General features: G+C 60.7%; 15 protein-coding genes and 2 other RNA genes. 13 read left to right on the top strand and 4 right to left on the bottom strand.

Going from position 1 to position 17,804, the window contains the following annotated elements; translation table 11 throughout:
* Positions 1-138: 138 nt before the first annotated feature.
* The 3 genes from ACMKFF_RS07075 to ACMKFF_RS07065 all read right to left on the bottom strand — a co-directional run bounded on the left by ACMKFF_RS07075 (position 139) and on the right by ACMKFF_RS07065 (position 2,375).
* Complete coding sequence (locus tag ACMKFF_RS07075) at positions 139-1,644, bottom strand: hypothetical protein (protein ID WP_419496497.1); 1,506 nt, start codon at positions 1,642-1,644, stop codon at positions 139-141.
* Between the two features lie 198 nt (positions 1,645-1,842).
* Positions 1,843-2,044: non-coding RNA, 6S RNA (ssrS, locus tag ACMKFF_RS07070), on the bottom strand.
* A 34-nt stretch (positions 2,045-2,078) separates the two neighbouring features.
* Entirely contained in the window at positions 2,079-2,375 is a 297-nt protein-coding gene (locus ACMKFF_RS07065; protein WP_349136154.1) for a DUF1292 domain-containing protein, read from the bottom strand.
* A 284-nt stretch (positions 2,376-2,659) separates the two neighbouring features.
* On the opposite strand from ACMKFF_RS07065, the gene ACMKFF_RS07060 reads away from it, so the two are divergent.
* The 9 genes from ACMKFF_RS07060 (at position 2,660) to ACMKFF_RS07020 (ending at position 13,975) form a co-directional block, all read left to right on the top strand.
* Entirely contained in the window at positions 2,660-5,269 is a 2,610-nt protein-coding gene (locus ACMKFF_RS07060; RefSeq protein WP_419496496.1) for a transglycosylase domain-containing protein, read from the top strand.
* A gap of 6 nt (positions 5,270-5,275) precedes the next feature.
* Positions 5,276-6,148, top strand: a complete 873-nt coding sequence (locus tag ACMKFF_RS07055) for a class I SAM-dependent methyltransferase (RefSeq protein WP_419496495.1) — start codon at positions 5,276-5,278, stop codon at positions 6,146-6,148.
* Positions 6,145-6,999 carry an energy-coupling factor transporter ATPase gene (locus tag ACMKFF_RS07050; protein WP_419496494.1) on the top strand — a complete coding sequence of 285 codons (855 nt, stop codon included), beginning with the start codon at positions 6,145-6,147 and terminating at the stop codon, positions 6,997-6,999. Before ACMKFF_RS07055 ends, ACMKFF_RS07050 begins: the two co-directional genes overlap by 4 nt.
* A gap of 23 nt (positions 7,000-7,022) precedes the next feature.
* The gene (locus ACMKFF_RS07045; protein ID WP_418464566.1) at positions 7,023-7,889 is read left to right on the top strand and encodes an energy-coupling factor transporter ATPase; all 867 of its coding nucleotides are present in this window, start codon (positions 7,023-7,025) and stop codon (positions 7,887-7,889) included.
* A complete protein-coding gene (locus ACMKFF_RS07040) occupies positions 7,882-8,685 on the top strand; it encodes an energy-coupling factor transporter transmembrane component T family protein (protein WP_418464565.1) in 804 nt (267 codons plus the stop codon). Before ACMKFF_RS07045 ends, ACMKFF_RS07040 begins: the two co-directional genes overlap by 8 nt.
* A gap of 15 nt (positions 8,686-8,700) precedes the next feature.
* On the top strand, positions 8,701-9,462 hold the full coding sequence (gene truA, locus ACMKFF_RS07035; RefSeq protein WP_417323873.1) for a tRNA pseudouridine(38-40) synthase TruA: 762 nt from the start codon (positions 8,701-8,703) through the stop codon (positions 9,460-9,462).
* Entirely contained in the window at positions 9,455-10,615 is a 1,161-nt protein-coding gene (locus ACMKFF_RS07030) for a DUF5711 family protein (RefSeq protein ID WP_419496493.1), read from the top strand. The genes truA and ACMKFF_RS07030 overlap by 8 nt, the downstream gene beginning before the upstream one ends.
* Positions 10,616-10,888: 273 nt before the next feature.
* Complete coding sequence (locus ACMKFF_RS07025; RefSeq protein ID WP_418467773.1) at positions 10,889-13,165, top strand: AAA family ATPase; 2,277 nt, start codon at positions 10,889-10,891, stop codon at positions 13,163-13,165.
* A 21-nt stretch (positions 13,166-13,186) separates the two neighbouring features.
* A complete protein-coding gene (locus ACMKFF_RS07020; RefSeq protein WP_349135285.1) occupies positions 13,187-13,975 on the top strand; it encodes a Cof-type HAD-IIB family hydrolase in 789 nt (262 codons plus the stop codon).
* A gap of 267 nt (positions 13,976-14,242) precedes the next feature.
* Here ACMKFF_RS07020 and rnpB read toward each other — a convergent pair.
* An RNA gene (rnpB, locus tag ACMKFF_RS07015) (RNase P RNA component class A) lies at positions 14,243-14,589 on the bottom strand.
* A 124-nt stretch (positions 14,590-14,713) separates the two neighbouring features.
* Between rnpB and murD the strand changes: the two genes are divergently transcribed.
* From murD to pcp, 4 genes are read left to right on the top strand one after another with little or no spacing between them, the layout of a single operon-like run.
* The gene (murD, locus tag ACMKFF_RS07010; protein WP_419496492.1) at positions 14,714-16,069 is read left to right on the top strand and encodes a UDP-N-acetylmuramoyl-L-alanine--D-glutamate ligase; all 1,356 of its coding nucleotides are present in this window, start codon (positions 14,714-14,716) and stop codon (positions 16,067-16,069) included.
* On the top strand, positions 16,066-16,752 hold the full coding sequence (gene ispD, locus ACMKFF_RS07005; RefSeq protein WP_419496491.1) for a 2-C-methyl-D-erythritol 4-phosphate cytidylyltransferase: 687 nt from the start codon (positions 16,066-16,068) through the stop codon (positions 16,750-16,752). The genes murD and ispD overlap by 4 nt, the downstream gene beginning before the upstream one ends.
* A complete protein-coding gene (ispF, locus tag ACMKFF_RS07000) occupies positions 16,749-17,219 on the top strand; it encodes a 2-C-methyl-D-erythritol 2,4-cyclodiphosphate synthase (protein WP_367927588.1) in 471 nt (156 codons plus the stop codon). The genes ispD and ispF overlap by 4 nt, the downstream gene beginning before the upstream one ends.
* A complete protein-coding gene (pcp, locus tag ACMKFF_RS06995; protein ID WP_419496490.1) occupies positions 17,216-17,803 on the top strand; it encodes a pyroglutamyl-peptidase I in 588 nt (195 codons plus the stop codon). Before ispF ends, pcp begins: the two co-directional genes overlap by 4 nt.
* The last annotated feature ends 1 nt before the right edge of the window (position 17,804 follow it).

Here is a 17,804-nt window from a genome sequence, read left to right as displayed (position 1 = left end):
GATAAAAAGCTTTAAAAGCTTTTTATAGCGCCGAGGGCGCGTCAGATTCTGCATGAGACGGCGCAGCGTGCGTCAGCACGATGCGAGTGTGCGTAGCACACGGGATTCCTGATGAAATGTTTTAATCAGGAATCAGTATTAGTTGCTGCTGGAGGAGCTGCCGTAGATGCTGGCGATCGTCAGGCCGAGATTTGCGTGCTTGGCGGCGTCTGCATCATAGGTGTAGGTCGCGGCAGAGGTGACCTCGTCGTACCACTCGGTCTTCAGCTTGTTCGTGACGAGCAGGTCGCGGTAGGTCTCGGCGAAGTCCTGGAAGAAGAACACATAGGTGCCGCCGTTGTCATCGACGAATTCCTTCGTGTCGCCGGCCTTGCGGCTGGAATCGAACAGCCAGGTACGGGCAACTTCCGGCGTGATGCTGCGGTGCGCGCCGTTCGTGATGGTGTAGGAAGACGTGTTGTCCGCATAGGTCTTGATGTACTCGCGGAACTTCTCCTCGGAGGAATCCTCCTTCAGGGCAGCCTCAAGCTCGGAGACGCGCTCGTCGGAGGTCTTCTCGCCGTCCTTGTATTCCTTGTCGGAAGCATCCTTCGCGATGTAGAGCTGCAGGGCGTTGACGGTCTGATAGTTGTTGTCGTTGATGCTCGTGAGCTGGAGGACATAGAACGTGTTGTCCTTCTCAAAGAGCTTCGCCTCGCCGGGCTTCGCCTCGGTGTAGAGCCAGTTGGCGGCATCCTCGGAGATGGAGGACGTGACCTCGCTCTTGGAGCGCTCCGTCATGACGGAGACATTCTCGTCATCGGTCTTGAAATCGGAGACCATGGCGTTGGCAGCCTCACGGGCGGCGGCAATGGCTTCCTCGGACGGCTCCGTGGAGGTCGTGGCCTCGGTGCTGTCAGTGCTGCTGTCGGACTTCGTCTCAAAATCGGAGGCCTTGACAGCGTAGCTGTAATAGGTGACGGTGTCGAACTCGGTCGTGTCCTGCTCATAACGGGCATTGCGCTCGTCTTCCGTATAGGTCAGGGACTCAATGTAAGCGTCGTGCAGCTTGGAGACCTCAAGATAGTGGCGATAATTCTTCTCGTTGCAGCCCTTGCCGAACATGGCCTCGATGTACTCATCCAGATCCATGCTGTAGACATCGGCATAGGTTTTCAGGGTATTGATCTCATTGTCGATGGAGGCCTTGTCATCATCACTCAGGGAGAAACCAGCCTCGATGGCCTTGTCATAGATGGTGTAGGCATCTACGGCAGAGGTCTTGGCACTATCCGCCAGGAAATCGGCCCAGGTGTCATACTCGTCGCTGCCGGCATAGCTCTGTTCGTCGAGCGGGGTGCTCGTGTCGATGCCGAGCAGGGAGATGTAGCTGCCGTAGGTGCTGTAGATCGAATTCAGTGCGCCGCGATAGAAATAGTTGAATTCCGTCGTGGAGACCTTATGATCGCCGACAGACACAACGGTCGCATTGCGCCAGGATGCCTGCACGCCGAAGATGACGCCGAAAACGATCACGGGGATCAGAATGACGATAATGGCAAAGATCCAGCCCTCAGAGAGCTTCTTCTTTGTCTTCTTTGCCTGCTGCGGAGCGGCCTGCTCCGACTCTACCATGCGCTTTTTGCGCTCGCGGGATGCACTCATAGTCTGTTTACCTCTCATTCGTGGGAATCGCGGGGCGCACGCCCCGGAAAATAACAGGTCTTATTATACTAAGGATTTGCGCTTGTTGCAAGAGCATTCTGGAAATTTGACGAAAAAAGTTTCTGTTTCTTAACAAACTCGTTAAGAAAATGATACCGCTCTGCGCGATAATGCCAGAGAAATGCTGGGAAGACGCACAAGATCCCCGCTTTGGCCGTGTAGCTCCGTTTATAACCTGCACGAAACGGGCAGGTGGGTCGCCTCTCCGATTCTTAGCTGCTTCCAACTTCCATCCACGGTCAGAGCCAGGACGGGAGGCCTGCAATCCGAAGCGAACGTCCGGCGTCCCGAAAAAATGATGTGGGTTTAAAGGGAACTATCACGCACCAAGCAGGGATCTTGCTTGATGACTATTTAATTATGAGAAAGGGCGGTCATTCTTCCTCATCTTCTGCTTCCTCTTCGTCCTCATAGAGGGACTGCATCAGCAGATCATAGACGGCAGCCAGCTCATCTTCGTCTTCCACGGCAACGAGTAGGTCCTCGCCGTCCTCCGTGACGGACTTCAGGATGCTGACCTCGAGCTCCTCGCTCGCTTCGTCCTCCTCTGCGGGGACAAGGGCAAGATATTCCGCGCCCTGGTATTCGATGGTCGAGAGGATCTCCAGCTCGTATTCCTTGCCGTCCTCATCCGTGATCGAAATAAAGTCGCTTCCGTATTGCTGCTCCATGGGGCACCTCCTGTCTGTCTGGCTTTATTTTAACCGCTGCTGCCGGGAAAATCAAGTGGAAATCTGACGAACGGCCTGAAAATCCGTTTTCTGCCCTTTCATCCGCCGTAAAAAGTCACGTTGCGTATCTACAAGCATAGAAATCCTGCCGCAGAAAATTTTCATTCGGAATGTGCCGGAGTGATTGACAGGCATGATATAATTAGAAAATAGAGAATGAAGGATCATAGATTTTTGCGCCTGTCCGTAGGATGCGGCGCTTCCCGAAGAACGGAGGAATTGTCATGGCAAGACAACCGAAGCAGGAAAAGCAGCCGCATCTGGCCTGGCGCATCACGCGGACCGTCCTCGACGTGTTGGGCAAGATCATCCTTGTGCTGTTGATCGCCGTTGGCACCGTCGCGCTCATCGCTGCGATCGCCGGTTCGATCTTCCTGTCGAAATTCAAGAGCTATGTCGAGCTGGATATCATCCCGAAGGCCGAGGAATATGCCGAAGGGCTGGAGCTGGACAATATCTCGCTGGCGCAGACCTCGATCATCTATTATACCGACCCCAAGACGGGGGAATACCATGAGCTGCAGCAGCTTTATGGCACGGAGAACCGCATTTGGGTCTCCTATGACGATATTCCCCTTGATCTCGTTCATGCGGCCATTTCCATCGAGGACAAGCGCTTCCCCACGCACAAGGGCGTGGACTGGATCCGCACGCTGGCAGCCGTGAAGGGCTTTGCGGGCGGCAGCTCATCGTTCGGCGGCTCGACTATCACACAGCAGCTCATCAAGAACCTGTCACAGGAGGATGAGGTCACGGTCGACCGCAAGGTACAGGAGATCTTCCGCGCCCTGGAGGTCGAAAAGCGCTATACGAAGTCCGAGATCATGGAGTGGTATCTCAACACGATCTACCTCGGTGAGGGCTGCTACGGTGTCCAGAGTGCGGCACGCGTCTACTTTGGCAAGAAGGTCTCCGACCTGACGACGGCCGAGTGCGCCAGCCTCATCGCCATCACGAACAATCCCTCGCTCTACGATCCCTATATCCGCGAGGAGAACAACCGCGAGCGTCAGCTCACGATCCTGAAGGAAATGTACGATCAGGGCTATATTGAGACGGAGGAGGCCTATCAGGCCGCCGTCGATCAGGAAATGGTCTTCCGCAACGGAACGTATGACGAGGAGGAATACACCTGTGCGAGCTGCGGCTTCACCGGTACGCGCGCGGAGTACACGGAGACGGACGGCGAGTATTTCTGCCCGCAGTGCGGCGAGGCAAACTACGCCGTCGACAAGAACCACTATTACTCTTATTTTGTCGATACGGTATGGCGCGATGTCGTTGATGCGCTTGTGGAGCGCTACGGCTACAGTGAGCTTGCCGCAGAGCAGAAGCTCCTGACGGGCGGCTATAAGATCTATGCAACGATCAATCCTGAGGTTCAGGCTATTGTGGACAAGGTCTACGAGAACCTTGACAACGTGCCGAAGACCGTGAGCGTTCAGCAGCTGCAGTCCGCCATCGTTGTGACGGACAACAAGACCGGCGACATCGTCGCTATGGCGGGCGGTGTCGGCGACAAGGGCGGCAGCCTGACGCTCAACCGCGCCACGCAGAGCAAGCAGCCTGCGGGCTCGTCGTTCAAGCCTGTGGCAGTCTATGCGCCCGCGCTGGACGCCGGGATCATTACGCCCGCGACAGTCTACGAGGACTCTCCGCTGAACGAAGACCGCAACTGGCCGCAAAATGATGCCAGAACCTACAGCGGCCTTTGCAACGTACTGCGCGGTCTGACGCGCTCGCTCAACACCATCTCCGTCAAGGTCCTCAATGACCTCGGCGTGGAGAACAGCTACCAGTTCCTGACGCAGAAGCTCGGCTTTACGACCCTTGTGGACGAGCTGCAGATCGGCGACCACTCCTATACGGATATCGCCCTTGCTCCGCTCGGCCTCGGCCAGCTCACGCGCGGCGTCACCGTGCGCGAGATGACGCAGGCCTACGGCACCTTCCCGAACGGCGGCACGTTCCGCGAGGCCCGCACGTTCACAAAGGTCGTCGACCCCGAGGGAAAGGTCGTCCTCGACAATGCACAGGAGAGCCACACCGCCATCGGTGAGAAGGCCGACTTCTATATCAACTATATGCTGCAGAATGCCGTGCTTGCCGGTACCGGCTCCGCAGCGGCCATGGACAACATCGCCGTAGCCGGTAAGACCGGTACGTCCAACGACAACCAGACGCGCTGGTTTGCGGGCTACACGCCGTACTACACGGCCGTCGTCTGGTGCGGTTATGACGAGCCGGAGCAGATCATTCTCGACGGTGACTGGACGAACCCCGCCATTTCCATGTGGAATCAGGTCATGCGTCCACTGCACGAAGGGCTGGAGTCCGCCTCATTCTCGCAGCCCGAGAACGTCGGCTACTATTCCGTATGCGCTGACTGTGGCGGCAAGCCCATCGAGGCCTGCAAGAAGGACGTGCGCGAGAATGGCAGCAACCGCGTTGTGACGGTGCGTCTGTTCTATGAAGATGCGCCCACAAAGGAGTGCACCTGCCATACTATGGTCAAAATCTGCAAGGAAAGCGGCAAAATTGCCAACGAATACTGTGAAAAGGCCGACGGAAATACGGTTGAAGAAGTCGGCAAGCTGATTTATAATAAGGACTGGAAAGTCAATAAGGATGCAGACTTCGTCTATAACCCCGAGGACAAGGAGCAGGTCTGCACGATCCACACCGCCGACTCCGTCAAGCCGACCGAGCCGACGGAGGGGCCGAGCGGTCCGACGGAGCCGACGGAGCCGACGGAACCGACGGAACCGACTGAGTCGCCCACGCCCGCACGCACACCGATGCCCGCAGCCCGCAAAAAGACAGACAGGAGCTGAAAGCCCATGTGGAAAGCCGATCAATGGAAGGATTATGAGGTGATCGATACCTCCGACGGAGAAAAGCTCGAGCGCTGGGGCAGCTTCTATCTCGTGCGGCCGGACCCTCAGGTCATCTGGAGCACGCCGCGGCAGGACCCGCGCTGGAAGCGCTTTGACGCGCGCTATGCCCGCTCGAGCACCGGCGGCGGGCACTGGTCCGCGCACCATCTGCCGGAGCACTGGTGCATCCGCTACCGCGAGCTGACGTTCCAGGTCAAGCCCATGAACTTCAAGCACACGGGCGTGTTCCCGGAGCAGGCGGCAAACTGGGATTTTATCGATGACCAGATCCGCCGCGCGGGGCGGCCCGTCAGCGTGCTGAACCTGTTTGCCTACACCGGCGGCGCGACACTCGCAGCCGCTGCGGCAGGCGCATCCGTCTGCCATGTGGACGCCGCAAAGGGCATGGTCGCCTGGGCCCGCGAAAATGCGGCTGCCTCCGGTCTGTCCGGCGCACCCATCCGCTGGATCATCGACGACTGCGCCAAGTTCGTCGAGCGCGAGATCAAGCGCGGCCGCCGCTACGACGCCGTCATCATGGACCCGCCGTCCTACGGGCGCGGCCCGTCCGGCGAGATCTGGAAGCTCGAAAAGGACCTTTTCCCGTTCCTGAAGCTCGTCTCCGGCGTGCTGTCGGAAGATCCGCTGTTTTTCATCATCAATTCCTACACGACAGGCCTTGCGCCGTCCGTTCTGACATGCCTCCTCGACAGCGTGGTAACGCCGCGCTTCGGCGGCGGGACGGTCTCGGATGAGCTTGGCCTTCCCGTGACCGATTCCGGCCTTGTGCTCCCGTGCGGCGCAACAGGGCGCTGGACAAGAGAGGGCAGAGCATGACCGAGGCCATCCGGACAGAACATTTGAAATTCACCTATGACGCCCAGAGCGAAAGCGGCGGCGTTATGGTTTTTGACGATCTTAATTTATCCATCGAGGAGGGCAGCTTTATCGCCGTCCTCGGCCACAACGGCTGCGGAAAATCCACGCTGGCCAAGCATTTTAACGCGGTCCTCCTGCCGGAGGGCGGCAGTGTGCATGTATTCGGCATGGACACGTCCGACGAGTCTCTTTTGGTCGACATCCGCCGCACGGTCGGCATGGTGTTCCAGAATCCCGATAATCAGATGGTCGCCAACGTTGTAGAAGAGGATGTTGCCTTTGCGCCGGAGAACCTCGGCGTTCCCTCGGAGGAAATCCGCAGACGCGTGGACGAGGCACTGAAGCTCGTCGGGATGTATGACTACCGTCTGCACGCGCCGCACCTGCTCTCCGGCGGGCAGAAGCAGCGCGTGGCCATTGCGGGAGTCATCGCCATGCGGCCGCGCTGCATCGTACTCGATGAGCCGACCGCCATGCTCGACCCCCACGGGCGCGAGGAGGTCATTTCGACCATCGAGCGCCTGAACCGGGAAATGGGCATCACCGTGGTGCTCATCACCCATCATATGACCGAAGCGATCCGCGCCCAGCGCGTGATCGTTATGGACGCGGGGCGCATTCTCGCGGACGGAACACCGAAGGAGGTCTTCCCGCAGGTCGAACTGCTGGAATCCGTAGGCCTGACCGTACCGGCGACGACGAAGGTGCTCTATGCGCTGAATCAGGCGGGCTTTGACCTGCCGCTCGACGCGCTTTCCACGGAGGAATGTGCGCAGGTACTTCTTGCCGCGATCGGGGCGAAGACCTGACAAACGATTTGGAGGAAAGACCATTGGCCGCAACCATCGAGGTCAGAGACCTCTCGCATACCTACAGCGCCGGAACGCCGTTTCAGCACGATGCCGTCAAGCACATGAGCTTCTCCGTGGAAAAGGGGGAGTTTCTCGGCATCATCGGGCACACCGGCTCCGGCAAATCGACGCTCATCCAGCATCTGAACGGCCTGCTGCGCCCGACGTCCGGCGAGATCCTGCTGGACGGGACGAACATCTGGCAGGACAAGAAAACAACGCGGGAGAGCCGCTTCCGTGTCGGGCTGGTGTTCCAATATCCGGAGTATCAGCTGTTTGAAGAGACCGTTTACCGCGATATCGCGTTCGGTCCGAAGAACATGGGCCTGAGTGAAGAGGAGATCCGTACGCGCGTGCTGCGCGCGGCCGGATTCGCGGGCGTGGACGAGTCCCTGCTGGAAAAGTCGCCGTTCGACCTCTCCGGCGGGCAGAAGCGCCGCGTCGCCATTGCGGGCGTCATCGCCATGGAACCGGAGGTTGTCATTTTTGACGAGCCGACAGCCGGGCTGGACCCCGCAGGCTGCGCCAGCATCCTCGGCAATATCCGTGACTATCAGAAGGCGACGCACGCCACCATCCTCATGGTCACGCATTCCATGGATGAGGTCGCGCAGCTGGCCGACCGTATGCTCGTCCTGAACGAGGGAACGATCGAGATGTCCGGCACGCCGCGCGAGGTGTTCTCCCATGCGGCGCGTCTGGCAGAGATCGGCCTGTCCGTGCCGCAGGTCACGGCGCTGTTCCTGCGCCTGCGGGAGCTGGGCGTGGACGTTGACCCGACGACCTTTACCGTGGAGCAGGCTGTGCCGCAGCTCCGCGCGCTGCTGGAGGGCCGTGCCCATGCTTAAAGACATCACGCTCGGCCAGTATTTTCCCGGCGACACCGTCGTCCACCGGCTTGACCCGCGCACAAAGCTGCTGATGGTCATCGTCTACATCGTGGCGCTGTTCCTTGCAAAGTGGGTCATTTCCTACGCAGTCATGCTCGCGTTTCTCGTCACCGCAGTCGCGCTGTCGCGCATTCGTCCGCGCGCGCTGTTCAAGGGCCTGAAGCCGCTGCTGTTTATCATCATTTTTACCGCCATCATCAACGTATTTTATACCAAGGGCGATGTGCTGGTGCAGTTCTGGATCTTCAAGATCACGAGGGAGGGCCTTGTCAACGCGGGCTTCCTGGTGCTGCGCATCGTCATGCTCGTGACGGGCACGTTCCTTCTGACCTACACGACGTCTCCCATCGCGCTGACAGACGGCCTGGAATCCCTGCTCTCGCCGCTGAAGGCCATCCATTTCCCGGTGCACGAGCTGGCTCTCATGATGAGCATTGCCCTGCGCTTCATCCCGACGCTCATCGAGGAGACGGATAAGATCATTTCGGCCCAGAAGGCCCGCGGCGCGGATTTTGAAACGGGAAATCTGTTCCACCGCGCAAAGGCCCTTGTGCCGATCCTCGTGCCGCTGTTCATCAGCGCGTTCCGGCGCGCCGACGAGCTGGCCACGGCCATGGAGTGCCGCTGCTACCGCGGCGGCTCCGGCCGCACGAAGCTGAAGCAGCTCCGCTTTCAGCTTCGCGATATTCTGACGTTTGCGCTCGGCGCTGCCGTGCTGGCCGGCGTCATCGTCCTGCGGAGCTATGGACTGTAACGGCTGGGAGGAAGCATGCGGAATCTCGCACTCTTTCTGAAATATGACGGAACGGCCTATCACGGCTGGCAGGTGCAGAAAAACGCCTGCTCCGTCGCGCAGACGCTGGAGGAAGCCGCTGCGGATGTCGTCGGCCATCCGGTGCATATGACCGGCTGCGGCCGGACGGACGCCGGGGTCCACGCGCGCACCTATGTGGCCAATTTCCGCACGGAGTCCCGTATTCCTGTCGACCGCGTGGCCTATGCGCTCAACACGCATCTGCCCGCCGATATCGTCGTGACCGGCGCGCGGGAGGTCCCGCTGGGCTTCAACGCCATCGGCTCCTGCGTGCGGAAGGAATATACCTATCAGATTTATAATTCCCGCATCCGCGACCCGTTCTTTGTGAACCGGGCATGGTTCTATCCCAAGCATCTGGACGAAGCCGTCATGCAGGAGGCCGCCGCGCAATTCGTCGGAACGCATGATTTCGCTGCCGTCCGCTCCGTCGGAACGGACGTGAAGTCCACGGTCCGCACGGTGTATTATTTCGACGTGGAGCGCAGGGGAGAGCTGATCCTCCTGCGCGTGTGCGCAAACGGATTTCTCTACAATATGGTGCGCGCCATGACCGGAACGGTCGTCTATGCGGCGGAGGGCAAAATCCGCCCGCAGGACATCGGCCGCATTCTGGATAGCGGCAACCGCACCGCCGCCGGACCGACCGTGCCGCCCGGCGGCCTGTACATGACGCACCTTTGGTATGACGACGGGGAGGTGACGTTCGATGCCTGACCATATCAAGCCGCTCCCGGATCCCGAGCCGCAGAAGCCGCGCCGCCGCTGGCCGCTCTATCTGCTGTCTGTGCTGATCGTTCTGGCGCTTCTCGCAGCCTTCCTGCTGACGAAGACCCATGTGCTCGACGGGCTGAAGCGCTCGCTGCGCTATCTTGGGAAAAACGGGGAAAACTACGGCTCCGTCAGCTTTGAAACCCTTGGCAGCACGGCCTATGGCCAGCTGAACGGCGGTCTCGGCGTTGCCACTGGAAGCAGCGTGACCCTGTTTTCCGAGGAGGGCAAGCAGCTCGGCTCCGAGCAGCATGCCATGACCGCTCCCGTCATCTGCACAGGGCAGGACCGCCTGCTGTGCTATGACGCGGGCGGGAACTACCTGACCGTTCTGGACAAGAGCGGCAGCGCCGTCTTTTCGCAGACCCCGGAACAGACGATCTTTGATGCCGACCTGTCCTCCGGCGGCTACAGCGCCATGCTGACGGCAGGGGACAGCGGCCGCTCGCTGCTGCAGGTCTATGACCCGAACGGCAGCCTGCTGTATAAGCGCAGCACAAAGTCGCATTATCTCAGCGCCTGCGCCGTCTCGCCGGACGGCATCCATGCAGCGGCGGTCGCGCTCGGGCAGGCGGACATCACATTTTCTGCCTCGCTGCAGCTCTATCGCACGGACAGCGAGGAAATTGCCGCCGAGTGCGCACTCGGCTCGGAGATGCCCTATGATATCGCCTTCGTGACGGACAGCGTCGTCTGCGCCGTTTCGGAGGACAGGGTCCGGTTCTTTGCGGCGGACGGCACGGAGCGCGGCGCTTATGTCGCGGAGAACGGCCGCATCGCCGACTATCACTTCGGCGGAGACGGCTTTGTGACCGTGCTGGTCGATCCCTATGAGACCTCCAGCCGCGCAGAGCTCATCACGCTGCAGCCGGACGGCAGCGTTCTGGCGCAGTTGTCGCTGAGCTTCATGCCGGTCAGCCTTTCGGCCTGCGGCAGCTATGTCGGCATTCTGACAGCTGAAAAGGCGCTGCTCTACACGAGCGCGCTGGAGCCCGTCGCCGAGACGGAGCAGGACGGCACGGCCGTCTGCATTCTTGCCCGTTCGGACGGAACGGCCCTGCTGGCCGGTACCGGAACGGCAAGCCTGTTCCTGCCGTAAGCAGGAAAACGCCCGCACCCCCGCACCGCGGGACTTTCAGACTGTAAAAAAACCTGCCCAGCCGATAGTTTCGGAGGGAAGGATAGTGTGAAAGGAAACCGTCAGGGTGTCCTTTCGCGTTCAATAACCCGCCGCAGCGGCAGAATTGCAAAATAATGGTACAAAATTATATTTTGCAATTCGGAAAGCAGCTTGGCGAAAAAGGCCCGACGGGACTTTTTTTGACAAGCTGACTTTTACGGAGGCGCGACTGCTTCCGGGAGGAGTGAGCTTATGAAACCTACCATCTGCAGCCGATGCAAGAAGAACATCGCTGTGATTTTTATTACGAAGGTCGAAAACGGCGTGAGCACGAACGAGGGCCTGTGCCTGAAGTGCGCCCGCGAGCTGAAGATCAAGCAGGTCGACGACATCGTCGAGCGCATGGGCATCACGGATGAGGATCTGGACAATCTCAACGGCGAGATGATGGCCATGATGCAGCCGGAGCCGGACGAGACCGACGAGGACGACATCGGCAGCCGCACGGCGACATTCCCGCACATGAACCGCCTGTTCGGCAATCAGGGCGAGGTCGCCCCGCGCGAGGAGCCGAAGGAGACGCAGAACGGCAAGACAGAAAAGCCCAAGGTGAAGAAACACAAGTTCCTCGACACTTACTGTCTGAGCCTCACGGGCCGTGCCCGCGCCGGTGAGCTGGACAAGGTCGTCGGCCGCGAGGTCGAAACGGAGCGTGTGGTGCAGATCCTCAACCGCCGTCAGAAGAACAATCCCTGCCTCATCGGTGAGCCGGGCGTCGGCAAGACGGCCATCGCCGAGGGTCTGGCGCAGCGCATCGTCGCGGGCGATGTCCCGTTCAAGCTGCGCGACAAAGAGGTCTATCTGCTCGACCTGACGTCGCTCGTCGCCGGAACGCAGTTCCGTGGCCAGTTCGAGAGCCGCATGAAGAGCCTCATCGCCGAGATCAAGGCCTGCGGCAACATCATTCTTGTCATCGATGAGGTTCACAACCTTGTCGGCGCGGGCGATGCCGAAGGCTCCATGAACGCCGCCAATATTCTGAAGCCTGCGCTGTCGCGCGGCGAAATTCAGGTCATCGGCGCAACGACGTTTGCCGAATACCGCAAATACATCGAAAAGGACTCCGCGCTCGAGCGCCGCTTCCAGCCTGTCACAGTCAATGAGCCGTCGCTGGAGGAGGCCGTCGCCATCCTGCGCGGCGTGGCGCATTACTATGAAGTGTTTCATGGTGTGATCATCCCGCCCGAAATGGCGCGGCAGGCCGTCGTGCTCTCCGAGCGCTATATCACGGACCGCTTCCTGCCGGACAAGGCCATCGACCTGCTCGATGAGGCCTGCTCCGACCTGAACCTGCACAGCAAGGAGATCTCCGATCTGGCCGAAAAGCGCAAGGAGCGCGACGACTACCAGCTTGAGATCAAGATGCTGACGGAGGACACGGAACAGCAGGACAATTTCGAGCGTCTGGCCAAGCTGCGCAGCAACGTCTGCCGCCTCGACGCCGAGATCGCCGAGCTGGAGGCGAAGCCCGCGCCCGTCCTGACCATGGAGAACCTTGCGCGCATCATCGAGCTTTGGACGAAAATTCCCGCCAGTAAAATTCGCGCGCAGGAATATGCCCAACTGCGTGAGCTCGAGGACCGGCTGAAGCAGCACATCATCGGACAGGACGAGGCCGTCCATGCCGTTGCCGCCGCCATCCGCCGCAACCGCGTCGGCATCGCCGTGAAGAAGCACCCCGTTTCGTTCATCTTTGTCGGCTCGACCGGTGTCGGCAAGACGGAGCTGGTCAAGTGCCTGGCTAACGAGCTGTTCGACTCCGTCGATTCGCTCATCCGGCTGGATATGTCGGAATACATGGAGCGCCACTCCGTCTCGAAGCTCATCGGCTCGCCCCCCGGCTATGTCGGCTATGACGAGGCGGGCCAGCTGACGGAAAAGATCCGCCGCAAGCCCTATTCCGTCATTCTGTTCGACGAGCTGGAAAAGGCTCACCCGGACGTGCTGAATATTCTGCTTCAAATTCTGGATGACGGCCGCATCACCGATTCGCAGGGCCGCGTCGTGAATTTTGAAAACACCGTCATCGTCATGACGTCCAATGCGGGCTCCGACCGGCAGGGCGGCTCCGTCGGCTTCGGCCGCACGGCGACCGAGCAGGGACGCGACAAGGCCATGAAGGCCCTGTCCGAATTCCTGCGCCCGGAATTTCTCAACCGCGTCGACGAGATCATCTGCTTCAACCGCCTCTCGGAGGAGAACTTCCGCGGCATCGCCGCCATCATGCTCGGTGAGCTGAAAACTGCCCTTGAAGAGCACGGCGTGGCGCTCCGTTGGGATGAGAGCGTCATCGACTACCTCGTACAGAAGTCCTATACTCTGACTTACGGCGCGCGCAACCTGCGCCGCACCATCCAGAAGGACATCGAGGACGTCGTCGCCGAAAAGCTCATCGACAGCTATGAGAACCCCATCACAGCGATCGGCCTGCAGGCGCAGGACGGCAAGCTGGAGCTGTCCTGCCTGTAAGCCGCAGAAAGAGAGAACACGATGATCCGCGCTGTTTTTTTTGATATCGACGGCACGCTGGTCTCGCTGAAGACCAAGCGCTGCCCGGATTCCACAAAGGCGGCCATCCGCGCCCTGCGAGAGAAGGGCATCCGCGTCTATGTGGCCTCCGGCCGCTCCCGCTTCGAGCTGGAGGAGCAGGAGATGCTCCGCGGCATGACGTTTGACGGCTATCTGACCAACAACGGCCAGATCGTCTATGACGGCAGCTGGAACCTGCTGCGCACGGTGGCAATGGTTCCGGACGAGGTCCGCGCCCTTGTGGACTACTGTGACGAGCGTTCGCTCCCGCTGTGGCTCGTCAGCGAGCAGCGCTCGCGCTTCAATTACCATTTCAACGACCGCGTGCCGGTCGTTATGGCAGAGATCCATACGGAGATCCCGGAGCGCTGCGACCTGCACACCATGCTGCAGGAGCCGGTCGTCAAGGCCGTCATGTTTCTGACGGCGCAGGAGGTTCGCGAAGGCCCGCTGTCGTTCATGCCGCATGCGCGTTCGACGCAGTGGTTCATCCATGGGCAGGATATCATTCCGGCCGAGGGCGGCAAGCTGCCTGCGATGCGCTTCATGGCTGAGGCGAACGGTTGGACGCCGGACGAGCTGATGGCCTTCGGCGATTCCGAAAACGACAATGAAATGCTCCGCTATGCGGGTACTGGCGTTGCCATGGGCAATGCGCTCGAGGAGACGAAGGCCGCCTCTGACTATGTCACGGACGACTGCGACGACGAGGGCGTGGCCCATGCGCTGGCACATTTCGCGCTGATCTGAGCGAATCGACCATGATGCACCGGAGCATCTCAGCATATGCGGTGTATAACGGCCTCGCAGAGTTCGCCGCCCGCAGGCGGCGAATCAATTGAAATCATTTTCTCCGGCGGCGTGTACGTCGGAGAAAATACAGCTCAGTCCGCCAGTGTGCGGATCGCCCGCCTCCGGCGGGCGATCGTGCGCGCAGCGGACTGCAATCCTTTGCCGGAAAATCGAATGATTTTCCGGCAGGCAAAAAAAATGACGCCTCTCGGCGTCATTTTTTCATGTTTGATTGGGACTATAAGCCGGGTTCTGTGATCGACAGCCATCTATCTCGACGCAGCGTTGCCGCTGCGCTCAAGCCACCCCCTCGGAAGCGGCCGGGCAGGCCATATGCTTCCTCCACGGTGTTGCACCGGATAGAGTTTACAGCGCCGCAATGTTCCCATGCGGCGGGTGAGCTCTTACCTCGCCTTTCCACCCTTACCCCGCAAGCGGGGCGGTATTTCTCTGTTGCACTTTTCCTGAAGTCGCCTTCGGCGGGCGTTACCCGTTATCCTTGCCCTGTGGTGCCCGGACTTTCCTCACATGGGCGCTTTTCAGCGCAGATGCGCGGCTGTCCGTCCCAGTCGTGTTTATTTTACTTTATTTTGGCGGAAATGTCAAACGGATTGCAAAATTTATCCCGAGCGGATATAATATGGGAGTAGTTCAACGCCTGCGCCGGGCGGCGCAGGGGAAAGAAGGACATAGATCATGACTGTAACGGAATATTTCACCCGGCTGCAGGGGAAGCGCGTGCTGGTGCTTGGCCTCGGTGTAAGCAACCGGCCGCTCGTGCGCCTGCTGCTGCGGTTTGGCATTGACGTCACGGGCTGCGACCGCACGCCGCGGGAGAAGCTCGACCCGGAGGTGCTCGAGCTGGAGCGCCTCGGCGCGAAGCTGCACCTCGGCGATGATTATCTGACGGGCATCTCCGGCGATGTGGCCTTCCGCACACCCGGACTGCACCCGGGAAAGCCGGAGCTGCAGGCGCTACGTGCCGCAGGGACGCAGTTTACCTCGGAAATGGAGGCCTTTTTCGAGGTCTGCCCCTGCAGGATCATCGGCGTGACCGGCTCAGACGGAAAAACGACGACAAGCACGCTTATCTCCGAAATCCTGAAGCATGCAGGCCATCGCGTCTGGACCGGCGGCAATATCGGTACGCCGCTGCTCGACCAGGCGGAGCACATGACGCCGGACGACCTCGTCGTGCTGGAGCTGAGCTCGTTCCAGCTTATGGACCTTCGCCACAGCTGCCACATCGCCGTCGTGACGAACCTTGCGCCGAACCATCTCGACGTACACCGCGACATGGCGGAGTACATCGACGCAAAAAAACATATTTTCACCCGGCAGACCGCGCAGGACGTGCTCATCCTGAACGCGGACAACACCATCACGGCCGGGTTTGCACCGGAGGCCGCCGGAGAGGTCCGGATGTTCTCGCGGCAGACCGTCCCTGCGCACGGTGCGAGCTTCCGGGACGGCGTGATCCGGCGCGACGGCGTACCCGTCGTGCGGCAGGAGGAGATCAAAATTCCCGGCCTGCACAATGTGGAAAACTACATGGCAGCCATCCTCGCGGTAGAAGGGCTGGCCTCGGATGAGGATATCCGCTATGTCGCGCGGAACTTCGGCGGTGTGGAGCACCGCATCGAGTTCGTGCGCGAAAAGGACGGCGTAAAGTTCTATAACGACTCCATCGCCTCGTCCCCGAGCCGCACCATCGCGGGTCTGCGCAGCTTCTCCGAGAAGGTCATTCTTATCGCGGGCGGCTATGACAAGCACATTCCGTATGACGTGCTCGGCCCGGAGATCGCAGCGCACGTCAGGCTCCTCGTCTGCACCGGCGCGACCGGCCCGAAGATCGCAGCCGCGGCCCGCGCCGTTCCGGATGCGCCGGAGGTCCTCGAAATTCCGGATTTCTATGATGCCGTTCACGCCGCTGCGCAGCAGGCAAAGCCCGGTGATATCGTGCTGCTGTCCCCGGCAAGCGCCGCCTTTGACCGCTTCAAGAACTTTATGGTCAGAGGCGCGGAATTCAAGAAAACGGTGATGGCGCTGTGAGCGGGGGAGATATCCGCTGCTCGGCCGTTATCGTCGCAGCCGGCAGCGCGCAGCGTATGCAGGGCATCGACAAGCTTCTGGCTCCTCTGGACGGCGTACCCGTCCTGCGCCGGACAGTCGAAGCGCTGGCATCTGCGCCCGAGATCACAGAGCTGATCGTTGTTACGCGTGCAGACCGCTTGGAGGCCGTGCAGGCCCTGTGCGAAGGACTTTCCAAGCCCGTTTCCGTCGTTCCAGGCGGGAAAACGCGGGCGGAGTCCGTCCTGTGCGGCCTTTCTGCGGCAGCCATGCCCTATGCCGCCATTCATGACGGTGCGCGTCCGCTCGTCACGAATGAGGTGATCGCGCAGGCTGTTTCCGCTGCCGTCTCCTGCGGGGCTGCAGCGCCAGCCGTCCCTGTTCACGACACCATCAAGCGCGCCGAAAGCGGCCTTGTGCTTGAAACGCCGGACCGCAGCACGCTGTTTGCCGTCCAGACGCCGCAGGTCTTCCGGACGGAGGAAATTCGCTCCGTGCTCCGCTGGGCCATCGCGCAGGGGCTGCCGCTCACGGACGACTGCTCCGCCATGGAAGCGGCCGGAAGGCCGGTGCGCCTGACGCCCGGCGACGTTGAGAATTTGAAGATCACAACACCGATCGATCTGCGCATCGCAGAGGCGATCTGGAAGGGGAGAGCGACATGAGGATCGGACACGGATATGATGTACACCGCCTCGTTCCGGGGCGCAAGCTCATCCTCGGCGGCGTGGAAATTCCGTTCGAGCGCGGGCTGGACGGTCACTCCGATGCGGACGTGCTCACGCACGCTCTGATGGACGCCCTGCTCGGCGCAGCCTGTCTCGGCGACATCGGCCTGCTGTTCCCGGATAACGACCCGCAGTACAAGGGCATTTCGAGCCTTCTGCTGCTGGAGGAGGTCGTGCGCCGCGTGCATGCGGCGGGCTTTGCCGTCGGCAACGCCGATATCACCGTCCTATGCCAGCGGCCGAAGCTCCGGCCCCATATTCCCGCCATGCAGGAGCGCCTGCGCGCCCTGCTCGGCACGGAGGCAGTCAATGTCAAGGCGACGACCGAGGAAGGCCTCGGCTTTACGGGCAGCGGCGAGGGCATCGCCTGCCACGCCGTGTGTCTGCTGGAGGAATGCGCATGAAAACGCTTCTGATCACCGGCTTTGAGCCGTTCGGCGGCGAGACGATCAACCCGGCATGGGAAGCCGTGAAGGCCCTGCCGGAGCAGATCGGCGGCTGGCAGCTCCGGAAGCTGCAGATCCCGACCGTCTTCGGCCTTGCGGCTGCAAGAACGCTCGCCTGCGCGGCGGAGTGCCGCCCGGATGCGGTCCTGTGCATCGGGCAGGCGGGAACGCGCAGCGCCGTGACGCCGGAATATGTCGGCATCAACCTGCACCACGCGCGCATAGCGGACAACCTTGGAAATCAGCCGCAGGACGAGCCTGTCGTGCCCGGCGGCCCCACCGCTTACTTTGCAACGGTCCCGGTGCGCGCCATGACAGCCGCCATCGAGGCGCAAGGCATCCCGGCCGCCGTGTCCTACACGGCCGGGACCTATGTCTGCAATGACCTGCTGTACACGCTCCTGCATCACTATGCCGAAACGCCGGTCCGCGCCGGGTTCATCCATGTGCCCTTCCTGCCGGAGCAGGCCCCGCAGGGCGTGGCCTCCATGCCGCTTGCACAGATGATCCGCGCACTGGAGGCGGCCGTCTCCGCGCTCTGAG

Source organism: Faecousia sp. (genome assembly GCF_048519415.1).
In the GTDB taxonomy this organism is placed as follows: domain Bacteria; phylum Bacillota; class Clostridia; order Oscillospirales; family Oscillospiraceae; genus JAZOXB01.
Note: the sequence above shows the minus strand (reverse complement) of the source record. Positions and strands in the feature narration are given on the sequence as shown.